Source organism: Corynebacterium auriscanis, from assembly GCF_030408435.1.
Taxonomy (GTDB): domain Bacteria; phylum Actinomycetota; class Actinomycetes; order Mycobacteriales; family Mycobacteriaceae; genus Corynebacterium; species Corynebacterium auriscanis.
The window spans coordinates 1,949,801-1,966,866 of record NZ_CP047046.1; the positions used below are offsets into that span (position 1 = coordinate 1,949,801).

Consider the following 17,066-nt stretch of genomic DNA (forward strand, 5'->3'; position numbering starts at 1 on the left):
GGTTGGTTGCTGCGCCGCCGGCACTTACCTGCCGCGCTTATTCTTTTGGTTCGACGCCCGCCAGCACCTGCCCCGTTTGAACTTTGTCTCCGACGGCCACCTCGACGGTGACCACCCCGGCGATCTCCGCCTTCAAGGTGTGCTCCATCTTCATGGCTTCGATGACCACGACTGGCTGTCCTTCATCCACCTCGGCGCCGGATTCCACCTCAACGGCGATCACCGTGCCAGGCATGGGACTGGTGATGCTGCCGCTGCCAGCGCCGGCCGCGGACTCCAGTTGTGCGGCCTTGGTGATACGCGCGAGTTCAAAGGTGCCCTCAGGCCCCGTGACATACCCCGACGCTGGCACCGACCAGGAGGTGTACGCGCCGCCATCCACGCTGATCTTGCGACTGCCGCGCTCCCCAACTTCCGCGTTGACGTGGACCTCGTGCGAATCCTCACCCATTGTTACTGTCCACGCGCCGGCTTCCGCACCGGGCACCATATCGACCTCAACAACACCGTCATTGCTGGTGCTGTCCTTCAACAGCATCCGTACTGGGGATCTGCGGTCATTCCCCCGCCAGCCGTCGCCAACGGCCCACACTGCGGACAGCGTGCGGTGCTGGGTCTGCGCCGGGGGGTATGGATCGGTGGGTTGCTGCGCGCGTGGCAAGTGGGCGAGAACAGCTCGGACGAAGGCAGCTACCGGTGGCGTGGGATCAGCGTAGTCCCCCACGATCCGGTCCAACAGCCCGGTGTCCAAGTCACCTGCCACGACCTCGGGGCGGGTCACGAGGAAACGGTTGAAGTTGAGGTTGGTCACAACCCCTTCGATGACGGTCTGTCCCAGCGCGCGGTCCAAACGCGCCAGGGCGGCCTCGCGGGAATCGGCGAAGGTAATGACCTTGGCCAGCATCGGGTCATAGTCCGATCCGATAACCTGACCAGAGCGGATTCCGGAATCCACCCGCACCCCGTGGCCATCTGGCCAGCACAAAGCTTTCACCGTCCCTCCTGTGGGCAAAAATCCCGCAGCCGGGTCCTCGGCATACACGCGGGCCTCCACCGAGTGCCCGGTGAGTTGAATCTGATCCTGTGCCAAAGGAAGCTTCTCCCCCTGAGCCACACGAATCTGCCATTCCACCAGGTCCACACCTGTAACCAATTCGGTCACGGGGTGCTCCACTTGCAGGCGGGTATTCATCTCCATGAAGAAGAACTTCTCCGGCTGCTTGGCGGAGACGATGAATTCCACCGTGCCCGCTCCTACGTAGCCACAAGCTCGGGCAGCGTCGCACGCGGCCTGGCCGATCTCTTCACGGGTTGTGGCATCCAGCAAAGCCGATGGGGCTTCCTCGATGACTTTTTGGTGACGCCGCTGCAGTGAGCACTCGCGCTCTCCCAAATGGACCACGTTTCCGTGGGTATCGGCCACAACCTGAACCTCGATGTGGCGGGGAGTATCAACGAAGTGCTCCATAAAGAGGGTATCGTCGCCGAAAGAGCTGGCAGCTTCGCGCCGGGCGGATTTCAGTGCAGCCGGTAGCTGTGCGGGGTCCTCCACGCGGTGCATACCCTTACCTCCGCCACCGGCGGAAGGCTTGACGAGCACGGGAAATCCGATATTGGGGGCAGCGGCAATGATGTCTTCATCGCTCAGCCCTGGCCGGGAGATGCCAGGCACGGTGGGAACGCCCCGCGATTCCACCGTGGCACGTGCAGTGATCTTGTCTCCCATCTTGTCCATAGCACTGGCAGGAGGGCCGATGAAGGTGATTCCTTCCTGTTCGCACCGTGCGGCGAATTCCGCATTTTCGGAGAGAAATCCGTAGCCGGGGTGAATGGCTTGCGCACCGGCGCTGTGCGCGGCAGCGATAACTTTATCGATGTTGAGGTAGGACTCAGATGCAGCCGCTGGTCCAATGTGGACCGCTGTATCGGCTTCCACAACGTGAGGGGCTGCGGCGTCGGCGTCGGAATAAATGGCGACAGCCTGCAAACCCATAGCGTGAACAGTGCGAATGACCCGCACGGCGATTTCACCGCGGTTGGCGATGAGAACGGTATTAAAAGTCATAGTGAATGTACTCCTTGCCCTACATGCGGAAAACGCCAAATTTGCCACGCTCACCGATTGGAGCCTGGGCGCAGATGTCGAGTGCCATGGCCAGGGTGCGGCGGGTATCGGCTGGGTCGATCACCCCGTCATCCCACAGGCGGGCCGTGGAATACCAGCAGGTGGACTTTTCATCGAACATCTCGCGAATAGGACGCTCGAATTCTTCCTGTTCCTGCTCTGACCAGCTGTCACCCCGGCGTTCGATCTGCGCGCGACGGACGGTGGACAGGGTCATGGCCGCTTGGGGGCCACCCATGACCGAGATCCGGGCATTCGGCCACATCCACAAGAAGCGTGGGGAGTATGCGCGACCACACATGGAGTAGTTGCCAGCGCCAAAGGCGCCACCCGTAACCACAGTGAGTTTGGGAACCGAGGCCGTTGCAACCGCGTTAACCATCTTCGCGCCGTGCTTAGCAATGCCGCCTTCTTCGTACTGCCGCCCGACCATGAAACCAGTGGTGTTTTGCAAGAATACGATGGGGATGCCGCGCTGCTCACACAGTTCAATGAAGTGCGCGCCCTTCACCGCTGCCTCGGCGAAGATCACACCGTTGTTGGCGATAAATCCCACTGCGTGGCCCTCTAACCGGGCGAATGCGGTGACGATGGACGTGCCGTATTCCGCTTTGAACTCGTGGATGCTGTTTTCATCGGCGAGGGTTTCGATCACGTCATGCGCGTCATACGGGATCTTTGAATCCGTGGGCACGATATCGTACAGGTCCGTTTGAGGCCGTGGGGCTGGCACGGGTTCACCCTTCAACCATGGGGCGGGCTTGGATTCCGGCAAGGTGGCGATGATCTCGCGCATCTTTCGTAGGGCATCGCTATCATCCGACGCCAAATGGTCCGTCACACCGGAAATGCGGGAGTGCATTGCTCCGCCACCCAGTTCTTCTGGAGTGACATCCTCGCCCGTCGCCGCCTTCACCAGTGGAGGACCCGCGAGGAAGATCGTGCCTTGGTTTTCCACGATGATGGATTCATCGCTCATCGCCGGCACGTAGGCACCGCCTGCTGTGCAGGATCCCATGACTGCCGACAATTGAGGGATCCCCTTGGCGGACATATTGGCTTGGTTGAAGAAGATACGGCCGAAGTGATCGCGGTCGGGGAAGACCTCGTCCTGGTTCAGCAGCATGGCGCCACCCGAATCGACGAGATACACGCAAGGCAAGTGATTTGCTTCGGCGATTTCTTGGGCCCGCAGGTGCTTTTTCACCGTCATCGGGTAATAAGTACCGCCGGAGACGGTGGCATCGTTGGCCGCGACCATGCACAGACGCCCTTCGATGAGGCCCACTCCGGCGATGATCCCGGCGGCGGGTGCTTTGCCGTCGTACATATCTTCTGCGGCGAGCGGGGCGATCTCGAGGAACGGGCTACCGGGATCCAACAGGTTGTTGATGCGGTCGCGCGGGAGGAGCTTCCCCCGCGATACATGGCGCTCTCGGGCTTTGTCTCCACCCCCACGTGCTGCGCGATCCAGCCTTTCCCGTAGCTCGGAGATCAATTCGCGGTGTGTTGCGATACTTGGGCTAGCCGTCATCGGCCATCTCCCTTCCCATTACAGTTAGTGACTATTAACCGTTTCGGTTACGTCACACCCTAGTGTGTTCCACGCCACACCGGTAGGAAGCTTTCGTTTTGCCATCAAAAAATAAAAAATCCACCCCCTTTAGGGTGGATCGCGTAATTCCGGGCGGGCGGATTCTTGCGGTCGTGGAAACACATCCTATATTTCTGATAACCCTAGCAGGGCGGCCATTCGTTCTGCTGGAGTGTCGAAGTCGAGTGTTTTGCGGGGACGCCGGTTAAGCTGCATTGCTACGAATTCCAGGTCGTGTTCGGTGTGAACGCTTAAGTCGGTTCCTTTCGGGAAGTATTGTCGCAGTAGCCCATTGGTGTTTTCGTTGGTACCGCGTTGCCACGGCGATCCCGGGTCACAGAAGTACACTGGGCAGTCTGTGGCGACCGAAAAGGATTTGTGTCCTGCCATCTCACTTCCTTGATCCCAGGTCAACGATCCTTTGAGGTGATTGGGAAGAGTGCCTATGGCCTTGACTAAGGCGTTTCTGACAGCGACAGCGTCATGGCTATCAGGAAGATGCAGCAACATCACATACCTGGTAGTTCGTTCGACGAGAGTTCCGATAGCGGACTTGTTTCCTTTGCCTAGTATCAGGTCGCCTTCCCAGTGCCCTGGCACAGCTCGGTCTTCGACCTCGGCAGGCCGGTCCGAAATCATCACCATCGGATCGATGAATCGGTTCCTGGCAATACGTTGCCCGCGCGGTTTGCGCACTGTGCGTCCTTGGCGCAGGCATGATGCGATTTCTTTCTTCAACTCGCCTTTGGCCTGGAAGAACAAAGCTTGGTAGATGGTTTCAGTACACACGTGCATAGTGTCATCGCCGGGATGATCTTTACGCAACCGTCCAGCAATCTGCTCCGGAGAAAGCTTCTCACGCAGCATATCCATAACCGTTGGCCATAGAGCCGGCACGGAGTCGATCTTGCGTTTTTTGGGCCGGAATCTCCGAAGCACTGATTTGCGATGAGCATGAGTGGGCAAATACAGACCAAAGTCATCTTGGTTACGGCGTAGCTCTTTGCTGATAGTGCCGGGTGAGCGGTTCAACCGGCGGGCTATGGCACGCACTCCTACTCCCTGATGATGCACATCAGAAATAAGCTCACGTTCTTCAATGCTGAGATACCGCGGTGATATGCGCTGATCAATACGAGCCTGGGGCACGATAGCAATAGGTAGTGACTGTCGGCCGTCTACATACTCAAGAACCTGCATGAGCCGGTTATACAGTGCTTTATCGGGCCCATCGGGTTCAAACGCTACGCGCTGTCTGCCCAGTTTGATCAGACCTTTGTCGATATCCAGAGCATCACGTTGATTGATGCCACACACCGATGCAGCATCCTTGCGCCCTAACGCATTGACTCTAAGCTGTAGGTACCCGCAGCGTCTGGTGGTTGCGGCAGCTCGTCGTCCATGCGGGTTGCGTTTCCACAAGCCCAGTTCAATACCGATCCGATAGACCACGCTCGAGTTGACCTTGCATTGACGAGCAATATCCATCGGCGCCCAACCAGCAAGCCACAACTGGCTGATACGCTCTGAATCCTCCGATGACGTAACACGATATCGTCGAACTTCCACGTCCAACTGCCGGGCAAGCCGATACGCCACAGAATGAGGCAACCCGACGCTGACAGCGGCAGCACGAACAGAGCTTCCTGCCTGCATCAAACTACAAAAACGTTCGACCACAACAGAATCCGGGTCCCACCGAGACTCCAAGACAACACCTCACACGAAGTCAGGTGTTTCCACGATCACTAGAACTTGCCAAGATGGTTATTCTTAACGAATCCCCACAACAGCCCGAGCGGCGAGCGCGACTTGGCGGCGCAACACAGCCTCTCCCGCCCAGCGCGTGGTGTTCTGCGAAGAGTTGATCATTCCCGTGACCAGCTGCGCCGTAATTTTGCCCGCCTCCCCCTTAAAGGACGGGTCGAAAGCCGCCAACGACGTTGCCCACAACGCGAGATAGTGCCCCTGTGCGGCACGGACCTTTTCGCGACCATCATCGGCCAAACGGAATAGTTCCCGCTGGTGAAGGCGGATAAGCTCGGGTTGCCCCAGCGCGAAATCAATATGGAAATCAACCAAGGTTTCCAGTTGATCACGTGGCCCCACTACCCCATCGAGAAGCTTTTCGGCCTCGCACAGAAGGTGCTCGGAAATACCAGTCAGTAGCTCGTTGAGGATTTCCTCCTTGCCCGAGAAATGCCGATAGACCGCAGGGCCACTGATCCCCACAGCCTCACCCAGATCCTCCAGGCGCATTTCGTGATAACCCCTCACGCTCATGATGTCCGCCGCCGCTCGCAGCAGCTGAACACGCCGGGTACGCTTTGCAGCTAGACGCGGTGCGACATCGTCCACGTCTGGCAATGGGGGAAAAGTACAGCTCATGTTTCTTATATAAACACACTACGCGGTGCAGTAAGTAAATTGTCCCTAACTGACAGTGGCTAGACATCAGCTAGAAGAGTGATAGAGTGCGACAGCTGCGCGGCCGGCGACCGACAACCAATGTGCAACAGCTGCCCGACCGGCGACCGACAACCAATGTGCAAAAGTTGCCCGACCGGCGACCGACAACCAATGTGCAACCGCTACCCGGCCGGCGACACACAACGTGCGACTGAGCGGACCCCGGGTTGCACTTGTTTGCCACTACCGCACTGCAGCCAACGGCAAGACCAATAGGTCCGCGCAATCCTTACTGGCCAAGACCAGCTCGTTGCCCACGGGCACCGCCGCCGTGGGCGTGTGAAATGCTGGATGTTTACCGCGCACCTGGCCCGCGGCCACCCACTGCCCCGCTTTTAGTTCCCAGCGCGTGACCCACGATTCATGCGCCGGGCCCGGCCGGATGGCGTCCGGCAAATTCCATGCAATATGGCTAATTATGCTGGGCACCTTCGACAACAAATCCAATGGGAAGCTGCGTGGGTGAGCGTACGCTACCCATACACCTTGGCTCCCTCCCAGGCTCGTATCCAACGTAGACATGTTGTCTGGGAAGCCCGGCAGGTTCGTGGCAACATCGCTGACCTGCCCACTTGCCACGTCCAGCCGGCGCAGACTGTAATCCAGCGTTTCCACGAACAACACCCCTGCCCCGTCAGGTTCCACAACCAAGCCGTTGGCGAAGTACAACCCATCCAAAACGCGCGTAACCCCCCGGCCGGGAATCCATTTGTTCAAACTGCCGCGTCACTGTGTTCCAAAATGGCACCCATGAACTCTGGATAGTGAAACCGGCTAGTGGACTCGGTAAACCAAATGGTTCCATCGGGTGCTTCGGCCGCATTGCTACAGAATTTCAGTGGTTGCCCTGACACTTCAGCCACCAGCACCTCCAGGTCCCCTGCGGCATCGCCATTGCCATCCAATGGCAATCGCAGCAGCCCTTTGAAGGAATCACAAACTATCAGGGACCCATCTCGGAGTAGTTCCAACCCCAACGGTCGCCCACCCGTGTTCGTGACGGTGTGAGTCTGCCCTGTGGTGATGTTCGTACGAAAAATGGAGCCATCATTGGCTCCAGTGAGAACTTCCTCAGCACCAAAAGCCACCACATCCTCCGGCCCCAGCGAAGGCAGCGAAATCAATCGCCCTTCACTGGAAAGGTCGCGGGAGTGGGGCCCTTTATCGTGCTTGAGGGAAACGTGGTGCTTGCCAGGCCGCAATTGTGTTTTCATGCAAAACATTCTACGGCTCAGCGCAGCCACTAATGGGCGAAATGGCGCTCCCCGGTCAGGTACATCGTGACTCCGGCTTTATTAGCGGCCTCGATGACCTCGGCGTCGCGTACAGAACCACCGGGCTGTACAACGGCGCGCACGCCAGCGTTGGCCAGTACCTCGAAACCGTCGGCAAAGGGGAAGAAAGCATCGGAAGCCGCAACGGCACCGCGAGCCCGTTCTTCCTCACCGGCCAAAGAGTTCGCTCGCTCCACTGCCAGCTTTGCGGCATCTACGCGGTTAACCTGTCCCATACCGACGCCCACGGTCGCCCCGTCCTTCGCCAGCAAAATGGCGTTGGACTTCACAGCGCGCACGGAGCGCCAAGCGAAGATCAGCTCGGCCAGCGTTGCTTCATCCGCAGCTTCTCCAGCAGCGAGGGTCCAGTTGGCGGGGTCATCGCCCTTGGCATCAATGACGTCGCGCTGTTGCACCAGGACACCACCGGAAATCTGGCGGTGCTCCACAGCTGCCCGCTCGTCAACTTCGGGGGCCTTGGCCTGCAGGATGCGGATGTTCTTCTTCTGGCTCAGCACTTCTACAGCGCCATCTTCGTACGAAGGCGCGATGATAACCTCGGTGAAGATCTCCGCAACCTGCTGTGCCATCTCCACGGTAACCTCGCGGTTGGCGGCAATAACACCACCAAAGGCGCTCATCGGGTCGCACGCGTGGGCCTGTCGGTGCGCGGCAGCAATGGATTCATCGGACACGGCAATGCCACAGGGGTTCGCATGCTTGATGATGGCCACTGCTGGGCGCTCGTGATCCCACGCTGCGCGCCACGCGGCATCCGAATCGGTGTAGTTGTTGTAGCTCATCTCCTTGCCATGGAACTGCTCTGCGCCAGCCAATCCACCACCGTTGGAGTACAGCGCGGCCGCTTGGTGAGGGTTCTCACCGTAGCGCAACACGCTCGCGCGCTCGAAGGTCTCCCCGATCCACTCGGGGAACTGGTTATCCTCGGTCTTCTCCACGTGCTCGCCCAGCCAGCTGGCAACAGCAACATCGTAAGCTGCGGTGTGGCGGAAAGCTGCGAGGGCCAGCTTCGTGCGATCCGCACGGCTGAAACCACCCTCGCGGGCAGCGACAATTACATCGTCGTAGCGAGACGGGTCCACTACCACAGCAACGGAAGGGTGGTTCTTGGCTGCGGCACGAACCATGGAAGGGCCACCGATATCGATCTGCTCCACGCAAGAATCAAAATCCGCCCCGGAGGCCACGGTTTCGCTGAACGGATACAGGTTCACAACCACCAACTCAAATGCCTCCACGTCGAGGTCCTCGAGCTGCTTGAGATGATCCTCTTTACGAGTGTCGGCCAGGATGCCGGCGTGCACCCGTGGGTGGAGCGTCTTCACGCGCCCTTCCAGCACCTCGGGGAAACCGGTCAATTGCTCAACCTCGGTGACGGGCACACCCGCGTCCGCGATCTTCTTGGCGGTCGAACCGGTGGATACAATACTTACACCCGCCTCATGCAAGCCCTTGGCCAATTCTTCCAGCCCGGTCTTGTCATAAACGCTAATCAGCGCGCGGCGGATAGCTTTTTTGTCCTCAGTCATCGCTACGAGATCCTGGCCTTTCGTCCCTCAATTGTCAGTCCGTGGCGTGCGATGTTGTGCAGCACGTCCACGAGGAGCTCCCGCTCCACTTTCTTGATGTTCTCATGCAACGTTTCAACAGAGTCGTCATCGTGCACGCTCACCGCATGCTGGGCGATGATCGGACCCGTATCAACTCCACTGTCCACAACATGAACTGTAGACCCCGTGACGCGCACACCGTAATTCAAAGCATCCTCCACCGCGTGAGCCCCGGGGAAAGCCGGCAGCAACGCAGGGTGAGTGTTAATGATCTTCCCTGCGAAGTGCGCGACTGTTTCTTTGCCAATAATACGCATGAATCCTGCGCTCACGACGAGGTCCGGCGCGTACTGTTGAATCCGCTTCGTGAGTTCGGCATTCCACTGTCCGCGGTCGGTATTCCCCGGCTCGTAATTCACTAGGAACGTATCGATTCCCGCCCGATTGGCGCGCTGCAAAGCTTCGCACTCGCGATCCGCGCCCACCGCTGCAATGTCCACGAGGTCCGGTTCCACGTTGTCGATCACACTTTGCAACAGTGTTCCCGAGCCAGACGCCAGCATCACAATCCTCATATTCTTATTTCTCCCTCTTAGTCACGTGAGCACTTTCGCCGCCACCATCGTCTTTGGTCACCTTCCGCGCGGTGCCCGTTTCTTTTGCTACCCGCTGTTCCACTGGCTGCTTTTCCAGTTTCTGCTTTTCAGGCTCCTGCTTCTCCGCTGCCTGTTCCTTCTGCTGCTTCTCGCCCACCTGCTTCTCAGGCCCGCGCTTTTCAGGCTCCTGCTTCTCCGCTGCCTGTTCCTTCTTCTGCTTCTCGCCCACCTGTGTCTCCGCTCCCTGCTTCCACGCGGACTTCTTCGGCGCACCCTCGTCGGTTTTTTCTAGTCCCGACGCCCCTCTGGCATCCGAACGCGGCTGGGCGTCGGGTATATCTTCCACAACACGTGATCCAGAGCGAGCCGCCCACAACATCATGACGAGCGCAGGCACCAACAACCACGCAGCCGCTTCCAAGGCGAACATCCATGGCAAAGCCCCGGTCTCGCCGAATACACCCAATTCGCCTCCGGCCAACCAACACACGCAGAAACCAATGAACGCAACGGCCACCCCAGCAGTGAGCGCCAAGTATGCAGGGGACTCCACGAACTCGCGCTGCTGCATGTAGCGGTACACCACTACAACAGAGACCACAGCGGGAACGATCAGAGCTAGCGGCCCCCAGGACAATTCATGGTTTGGAATGGCCGCCGCAATCGGAATGGGCGGCAAATTAACGTTGTTAGCGGCAAAGAGGGAAAACACTCCCCGACCGATATGGAATTCTCCGCCTAGGAGCACTGCCGCGGACGCCACGGCCAAGTTCGGCAAGTAGAGCAAACTCAACAAGGTGAGGCCAAGTGTGCCGGAAAAGTTCGACGTGATGTCGTAAGAATTCTTCACCGCGTTAAAGTTCGCGATCATGGAGGCAATAGCCACAGCCAAGCCCGCCACACACATCCACAAAAGGAAGCGACGCGCCAGGCGGAAGGCCTCCACCGGCCAGGTAGGAAAACCCCGGCGCAGCAAGAGCGCACGCCAGACCCGCGCCCCCATTCCCATCACCAACACCGCACCGTTAACAAGAGCGGTGGAGATGATTGCGCCAAAAAGATTCGGTGGGCGCACGCTATAAACCTTCGCGGCATCCCACAGCATGAGCCATGCCACCACCGTGATGAAAATGGGCAATAGCAAGCCGACCGTGGTAAGCACGCGCAGGCCACGGATACTCACTGAATTACCGAGCGCACCGGTGACGCGTCGCGAATGCACCCAAACAATAAGGAGCGCGGGAAGTAACGGAGCGAAACCGAGAGTCACCCCACTCATGCGCACTGGAGCCAAATTCACTTGCATCCACAACCCGGCAATCGTGGCGGGCACAACGCCGAAGCCGGCGCCAATTCCGATAATCACCGAGATGGCGATGATGATCGCCAGTGTAACTGCGTGATTCAAACCCACGATGGGAAGGAAGCGCCGAAGGTGAGGGCGCCATTGCTGCCACCGTGCTTCGGCTGCGGAACGAGGTGCCTTTTCGGGCGTAGCCATGCGCCGAGTCTCATTAGATGACCGAGACCGCGCCACGAACCTCTCACTGGTTCGTGCGGTGGGCCTCCGCCTTCTTGCGTCTGTTTGATCACTCACCTGTCCTATTGTGCCTTCCCCTGTCGCTGGGGTGGCGAACTGACTCACCCGAAACCCTCAAGGTGTACTCGAAGGATTCTAAAAAAAATATTTCACCCGCTCGAACCCAAGAAATCGCTGAGTGCATAAGATCTCCAGCCCCCTCAACAGCAAAAACACCTTCAGCGCTTCATGAGAGACAGGATAACCCCACCCCCGAAACGATATCGAAACGTTATTTTTCGCCGAAATGGCTTGCTCATGGCGTTACCGAGCATTAATGTTACGACTCGTTGATAACAAAGTGGTTACAATCTGACCCACTTCGGTAACGAAGTCCCTCCAAGATCCGATGACAAAGAGGTTAAAGAACGTGCGTAGCTCCGTGGATTCCCGCCCAGCAGGTGCACACCGCAAGGTTGATAACAGCGCTAAGCGCCGTGTCGCCATGGTTGCGGTAGCTGCATCCGCCGTCACCTCCGCTGGTGCTGCAGGTGCCACCGCAGGTGCACAGCAGTCCTCTGAGAAGAAGGACATCGCGCTGGCTGCGGACACTGCGGTACTGGCTCAGAACGATTCCTCAGCCATCGGCAGCTCCAACTCCCAAGCTGATGCCCCTCAGATCCTCGAGGTAGCACAGGACAAGCAGATCACTGGCCTGAGCAGCCAGCTGGACTCCGCCCTTCGTTACACCCAACAGCGCTTGGCTGCAGACCTTGCGGCACGCGCTCCAAAGATCGCGAAGCCGGCTGAGGGTTCTTTCACTTCCCCGTTCGGTCCACGCTGGGGAACCATGCACAACGGTGTTGACATCGCGAACGCCATCGGCACCCCAATCCTCGCTGTAGAAGATGGCCTGGTCATTGACTCCGGCCCAGCTTCCGGATTCGGTAACTGGATCCGCATTCAGCACGGCGACGGCACCGTCACCGTCTACGGCCACATGGCTACGCTGGACGTGAAGGTTGGTCAGAAGGTCACCGCAGGCCAGAAGATCGCCGGCATGGGCAGCGAAGGCTTCTCCACGGGTTCCCACCTGCACTTCGAAGTCCACCCCAACGGTGGTGGCCCAATCGATCCTCAGCCATGGCTGGCTGAGCGTGGCATCTCCTTGTAAATATCGCGCTAACAGGTCAAAGGAGCGCGCTGTTGAAAGCGCGCACGTCCCCCCTACGGGGATTACATTTTCATCGGAATGAAGGCCCCCGCTTTCGTGAAAGGCGGGGGGCCTTAGGCGTTGTTCTTTACAGCTTTTCCATGGGGACGCCACCAAACAACATCAAGCGCACCGTACCGGAACTACCGAAATCAATCATCACAGTTGTGCGCGGCCCGGAACCATCCACGCTTCTCACTGTTCCCAAACCGTACTTGTCGTGGTTAACCTTATCTCCAACTTCCAAGTTCAGATCCGCATTCTTGTTGTTGCGAACCGGCGCGGTGGGCCGGCGGCGCCCAGCGCGTGGTGCAGAGGAATGCGACGAGGCACCTACGGACTGCCCCCAGCTTCCGGAGGAAGATTGCCTCCGGCTCGCGGAGGACTGACCCCAGCTACCCGAGGAAGATCGACCCCAGCTTGAGCCATCTGATGAACCCGCACCACTACCCCAGCTGGGCTCCTCTCTGATCCACTCAACCAGTTCCCCAGGCACTTCCCCTAGGAACCGCGACGGTGGATTGTTCACCGGCTGCCCCCAACCGCTGCGCGTGATCGCACGGGTGAGGAACAGCCGCTGCTTCGCGCGAGTAATACCCACATAGGCCAACCGGCGCTCCTCGTTCAGCTCACGCGGATCTCCAAGTGCACGCAGGTGCGGAAACTGCCCATCCTCCCAACCGGTGAGGAACACAACGGGAAACTCCAGCCCCTTGGCTGTATGGAGAGTCATCAGCGTAACCATGTTCTGCTGATCCGCAGGAATCTGATCAGCATCCGCCACCAAGCTCACGCGCTCCAAGAAGGCCTGTACGCTGCCCAGCGGAGCTTCTCCCTCAGCCAGCATCTGCTCTTCATCTGACCACTGTATGTACGCGCGTTGATTGGCCGCTTCTTGGGAGAACTCGTGCCCCACACTCACCAATTCGTTGAGGTTATCCAGGCGCGTACCGTCTTGTGGATCATTGGACTTCTCGAGCTCCGCCTTGTACCCAGTCATATCCAGTACCGCAGCAACAATCCGTCCTAGGTCGCTCACTTCCAGCCCACTGCCATCGCTGGCTTTGAGTTCCGACGCCTCCGCTTCTGCCCGCAACGCATCCATCAGTTCCAAAAACCCAGCGATGGCATTTTTGCCCCTACCGGATAACAGGGGCACGCGGCCCTGGGCGGCGTCGACCAAAGCATCAGAAAAGGAGATCCCCTGGGCCTCGGCGTGGACCGTAACCTGTGCGATCGCCCGGTCGCCGATCCCACGGCGTGGAGTATTGATGATGCGACGTAGGGCGACGGTATCAGTGGGGTTATCGATGACTTTGAGGTAGGCGACGATGTCGCGAATCTCGCGGCGTTCGTAGAAGCGAGTGCCGCCCACAACCTTGTACGGCAGCCCGGAGCGCACTAGGACATCCTCAATAGCGCGGGAAGCGTTGTTCGTGCGGTACATGACCGCGATTTCACCGTAGCTGTACCCGTGGTTATCCACAAGGTCATCGATCTGTTCGACGATGAAATTCGCCTCGTCGTGCTCGTTGTCTGCCACATATCCACCGATACGTTCGCCGTCGCCCAGATCCGTCCACAGCTTTTTCTCTCGACGACCTTGGTTGCGTTCGATAACGCGGTTGGCCGCTGTGAGGATCGTCTGAGTAGAGCGGTAATTCTGCTCCAGCAAAACAGTGGTGGCGTTCGGGTAATCGCGCTCGAACTCTTCAATATTGCGGATCGTGGCCCCACGGAATGCGTAAATGGACTGGTCCGCATCACCCACCACGCACAGTTCCCCGGCATCGTCGCCGGTCCCCACCAGTGTGGAAACTAGGACGTACTGTGCATGGTTCGTATCCTGGTACTCGTCGACCAACACGTGGCGGAAGCGGCGCCGGTAGTGTTCGGCAACCGCGGGATTATTTCGCAGGATGCCCACGACTTCCCCGATGAGGTCATCAAAGTCCACCGCGTTAGCCGCACGCAATCGGCGCTGATAGGTTCCGTACAGGGTGGCGACATTGATGTGGTACGGGTTGGAATCCGCCTGCGCCTCGGCCAGCGCGGCATCGGGCCCAATCAGTTCATTCTTCCAGTTCGAGATGACCGACAGCACCGCCCGCGGGGCGAACTCCTTCAGGTCCATCCCGGCATCCTTGATCACCATGGTGATCAGGCGCTTGGAATCATCGGAATCGTAAATCGTGAAGTTGGTGTTCAACCCCTGCACAAGGTTGGCATTGGAACGCAGAATGCGCACGCACATGGAGTGGAAGGTAGAAACCCACATCTTCTCGGCTTGCGGACCCACCAGGTCCACCACGCGCTCCCGCATCTCGCCGGCGGCTTTATTGGTGAACGTAATCGCTAGAACCTGCCACGGCGCCACGCCAGTGCGCAGGAGGTGCGCAATGCGCCTGGTCAGCACGCTGGTCTTTCCAGACCCCGCGCCCGCGACGATCAACAAGGGGCCACCGCGGTGCAGGACGGCTTCTCTTTGCTGCGGGTTAAGGCCTTCTAACAAATCGTCCGACGCCCCTCTGGTGGCATGACTAGGCGCCGCCTGGGGCGCAAAAGGGGATGGCGACGAGGGTGCAAAAGGGGATGGCGACGAGGGCGTGCCCGTAAAAGGTGAGTCGGCAGGTTCCCCACTTCCCCATGGATTGACTGGGTTCTGCGGGTTGTGGTTCATGTCGCGACACCTCTCCTTGATTACTTAGCGGTTCTCGAATGCGGCTTGTGGCTCTACCATTCAGTTCGAGACGTACAATAGTCGCCATGACAGACAACGAGTTCCGCGTTCGAATGCCATCGGGAACTGATGACCCCTTATCCGACTCAGAGATTCAATCCTACCGTGAGGAAATCAACCGGCTGGATCAGCTGATCATCGATTCAATCAGGCGGCGCAGTGAAGTCTCTCAAGCCATCGGCAAGACTCGGCTGGGCTCGGGCGGAACCAAGCTCGTTTACACACGCGAAGTTGCCATTATCAATGAATTCCGCGAGCAGTTTGGTCGCGAAGGTGTAGAAATCGCTAAAGCATTGTTACAGCTAGGGCGCGGTCGGTTGGGTTAGACCGCGCGGGGTTTGAGTTCCGCGTGTTTAAGGCAAACGGAAGCCAGCGCCTACACCACCGTTGTCATCAAGGTCGGCCTTGATCACTGACCACGCAGTTCCACCCGTGGGCGCGTGCAGCGGTCCCTGCAGTGGGGTGCGGCACGACGGCAGGTTGAAAAGCCCTCCATTGACAATGCCCACCAGTCGCCCGCGGGTGTAGACCGGCGCACCAGAATCTCCGAAGGAACCACACAGGTGCGAAACCAGCATCGGTCCGCTGATCGCCAGCATCGGTCCACAACTTGTGCCCGTGCTAATGCCGGTCTTACAAATCTGCTGGCCCGTGGCCGGAATAACCCCGCCCAAGCGGTTGATGCTCACTCGGCCGTAGTTGCGGGTGAGCTGCACATCTTTGTTGAATTTAATGACGCTGATATCCCCGTAACCAATGCGCGCCACCGTGCCAATGCGACCGGCCTTGGTGTTATCGAGGGACGCGACGGGGGTGCCTGGGCCACCACAGTGTGCGGCAGTGATGCCGACCTTGTTGCCGTGCTTATCGAAACCGGCGACAGCCAGGGTGCATACGCTATCCCCAACCAAAATCGGTGTACTTGGGCCCACCAATGTTTTAGGAGCAATAGCGCGCTGAGCAGCTGGCACTCCTGGAGACGTGAAGTAGTGCCCTGCAACGCGGTGCGGTCCGGGCTGACCGGTGGCATTCAGGAAGGCTTCGCCGGAACCGGTTGCAGCGGAGGCTGAAGGTGTGGGGGTACCAAGCGACATGCCCGCAATTGCAGTAAGCGCCACAGCCAACGCGACCGCTCGCTTCGCCACAATGGAGCTGCGTGGTCGGACGGATCGAGTTGGTAGGTAGGACAGGGACATTCGGTGGCACCTCGAGAAAACATCTTGGGAGAGTGAGTACGGTCGATGCCCCCACTGTAGCCGTTTAACATCTGTTTCAATAGCGATCAAAAATAACAAGTTGGTGAAGTTTTCTATAGCGCCGGTCAGGGACACTTTTCAATGCACCGAGCCCCCCGACCACACACCAGCCTGACGTCGAGTAAAACGTCTCACCCCGAGCAACGGCACCCCCACAGTGCCATTATGCCCCCGCGACATCAGCAACAGAATTCTTAGTTCTTAAAACTGCATCACGCTAGTGCACTTTTCATATTCGGGACGCACAACGCAAATAAACCATCCAATATACTAAGGCATTCACAATCATGGTTTTGACGGACGCAATCATCCGGAATACAACTTTGCATAACCTTTTACAGCAATGCAGCACGTCATAGCCTTCATGATTTACCGCCAATCTTCTATCAACCCACACACATTGAAGTAAAGCTGTTTTATAATAAGTATTGACCCCTTTTTGTTTCTAACCTAAAATAAGCTACATGGTTGACCGGCCAGAAACCAAGCGGCCTCCACACGCCACACTGGTTTACCATGCCTAACTAGCCTTTTACATTCTATAAGGTTAAAAAAGACGGAAGAAGTGAGGGGCTACCACCATAGGAGATACATCAAGCAGACGAGCTACATAGCTTTACTAATTGCAGCGATTGCTCCACTAACGACAACGTTGAACTCAGAAGCTAATGCGTTTACTGCTCAATCAACACAGGCGGAAGCAGCGCAA

Annotated in this window: 13 protein-coding genes; 2 read left to right on the forward strand and 11 right to left on the reverse strand. The window is 58.3% G+C overall.

Annotated features, from left to right (window positions below; genetic code table 11):
- Window positions 1-37: 37 nt before the first annotated feature.
- The 9 genes from CAURIC_RS08295 to CAURIC_RS08335 all read right to left on the reverse strand — a co-directional run bounded on the left by CAURIC_RS08295 (window position 38) and on the right by CAURIC_RS08335 (window position 11,130).
- Window positions 38-2,065 (reverse strand): ATP-binding protein, encoded by a 2,028-nt coding sequence (locus CAURIC_RS08295; RefSeq protein ID WP_290182440.1) that lies wholly within the window; start codon window positions 2,063-2,065, stop codon window positions 38-40.
- 19 nt (window positions 2,066-2,084) lie between these two features.
- Window positions 2,085-3,659 carry an acyl-CoA carboxylase subunit beta gene (locus CAURIC_RS08300; protein WP_035113250.1) on the reverse strand — a complete coding sequence of 525 codons (1,575 nt, stop codon included), beginning with the start codon at window positions 3,657-3,659 and terminating at the stop codon, window positions 2,085-2,087.
- Between the two features lie 186 nt (window positions 3,660-3,845).
- Entirely contained in the window at window positions 3,846-4,841 is a 996-nt protein-coding gene (locus tag CAURIC_RS08305) for an IS30 family transposase (protein WP_156963469.1), read from the reverse strand.
- Window positions 4,842-5,492: 651 nt separating this feature from the next.
- A complete protein-coding gene (locus tag CAURIC_RS08310) occupies window positions 5,493-6,107 on the reverse strand; it encodes a TetR/AcrR family transcriptional regulator (protein WP_052095069.1) in 615 nt (204 codons plus the stop codon).
- A 264-nt stretch (window positions 6,108-6,371) separates the two neighbouring features.
- The gene (locus CAURIC_RS08315; RefSeq protein WP_052095068.1) at window positions 6,372-6,905 is read right to left on the reverse strand and encodes an SMP-30/gluconolactonase/LRE family protein; all 534 of its coding nucleotides are present in this window, start codon (window positions 6,903-6,905) and stop codon (window positions 6,372-6,374) included.
- Window positions 6,902-7,402 (reverse strand): SMP-30/gluconolactonase/LRE family protein, encoded by a 501-nt coding sequence (locus CAURIC_RS08320; RefSeq protein WP_052095067.1) that lies wholly within the window; start codon window positions 7,400-7,402, stop codon window positions 6,902-6,904. Before CAURIC_RS08320 ends, CAURIC_RS08315 begins: the two co-directional genes overlap by 4 nt.
- 29 nt (window positions 7,403-7,431) lie before the next feature.
- Complete coding sequence (gene purH / locus CAURIC_RS08325) at window positions 7,432-9,012, reverse strand: bifunctional phosphoribosylaminoimidazolecarboxamide formyltransferase/IMP cyclohydrolase (protein ID WP_035114846.1); 1,581 nt, start codon at window positions 9,010-9,012, stop codon at window positions 7,432-7,434.
- Between the two features lie 2 nt (window positions 9,013-9,014).
- Complete coding sequence (gene purN, locus CAURIC_RS08330) at window positions 9,015-9,608, reverse strand: phosphoribosylglycinamide formyltransferase (protein ID WP_035114845.1); 594 nt, start codon at window positions 9,606-9,608, stop codon at window positions 9,015-9,017.
- Between the two features lie 4 nt (window positions 9,609-9,612).
- On the reverse strand, window positions 9,613-11,130 hold the full coding sequence (locus CAURIC_RS08335) for a cell division protein PerM (RefSeq protein WP_290182446.1): 1,518 nt from the start codon (window positions 11,128-11,130) through the stop codon (window positions 9,613-9,615).
- A gap of 427 nt (window positions 11,131-11,557) precedes the next feature.
- On the opposite strand from CAURIC_RS08335, the gene CAURIC_RS08340 reads away from it, so the two are divergent.
- Window positions 11,558-12,322, forward strand: a complete 765-nt coding sequence (locus CAURIC_RS08340; RefSeq protein ID WP_246815836.1) for a M23 family metallopeptidase — start codon at window positions 11,558-11,560, stop codon at window positions 12,320-12,322.
- 127 nt (window positions 12,323-12,449) lie between these two features.
- Here the strand turns inward: CAURIC_RS08340 and CAURIC_RS08345 are convergent, their stop codons facing one another.
- The gene (locus tag CAURIC_RS08345; RefSeq protein WP_035114842.1) at window positions 12,450-15,041 is read right to left on the reverse strand and encodes a UvrD-helicase domain-containing protein; all 2,592 of its coding nucleotides are present in this window, start codon (window positions 15,039-15,041) and stop codon (window positions 12,450-12,452) included.
- An 86-nt stretch (window positions 15,042-15,127) separates the two neighbouring features.
- Between CAURIC_RS08345 and CAURIC_RS08350 the strand changes: the two genes are divergently transcribed.
- A complete protein-coding gene (locus CAURIC_RS08350) occupies window positions 15,128-15,427 on the forward strand; it encodes a chorismate mutase (RefSeq protein ID WP_035114841.1) in 300 nt (99 codons plus the stop codon).
- Window positions 15,428-15,454: 27 nt separating this feature from the next.
- Here the strand turns inward: CAURIC_RS08350 and CAURIC_RS08355 are convergent, their stop codons facing one another.
- Window positions 15,455-16,297 (reverse strand): S1 family peptidase, encoded by an 843-nt coding sequence (locus CAURIC_RS08355; protein ID WP_070434090.1) that lies wholly within the window; start codon window positions 16,295-16,297, stop codon window positions 15,455-15,457.
- Window positions 16,298-17,066: the final 769 nt, after the last annotated feature.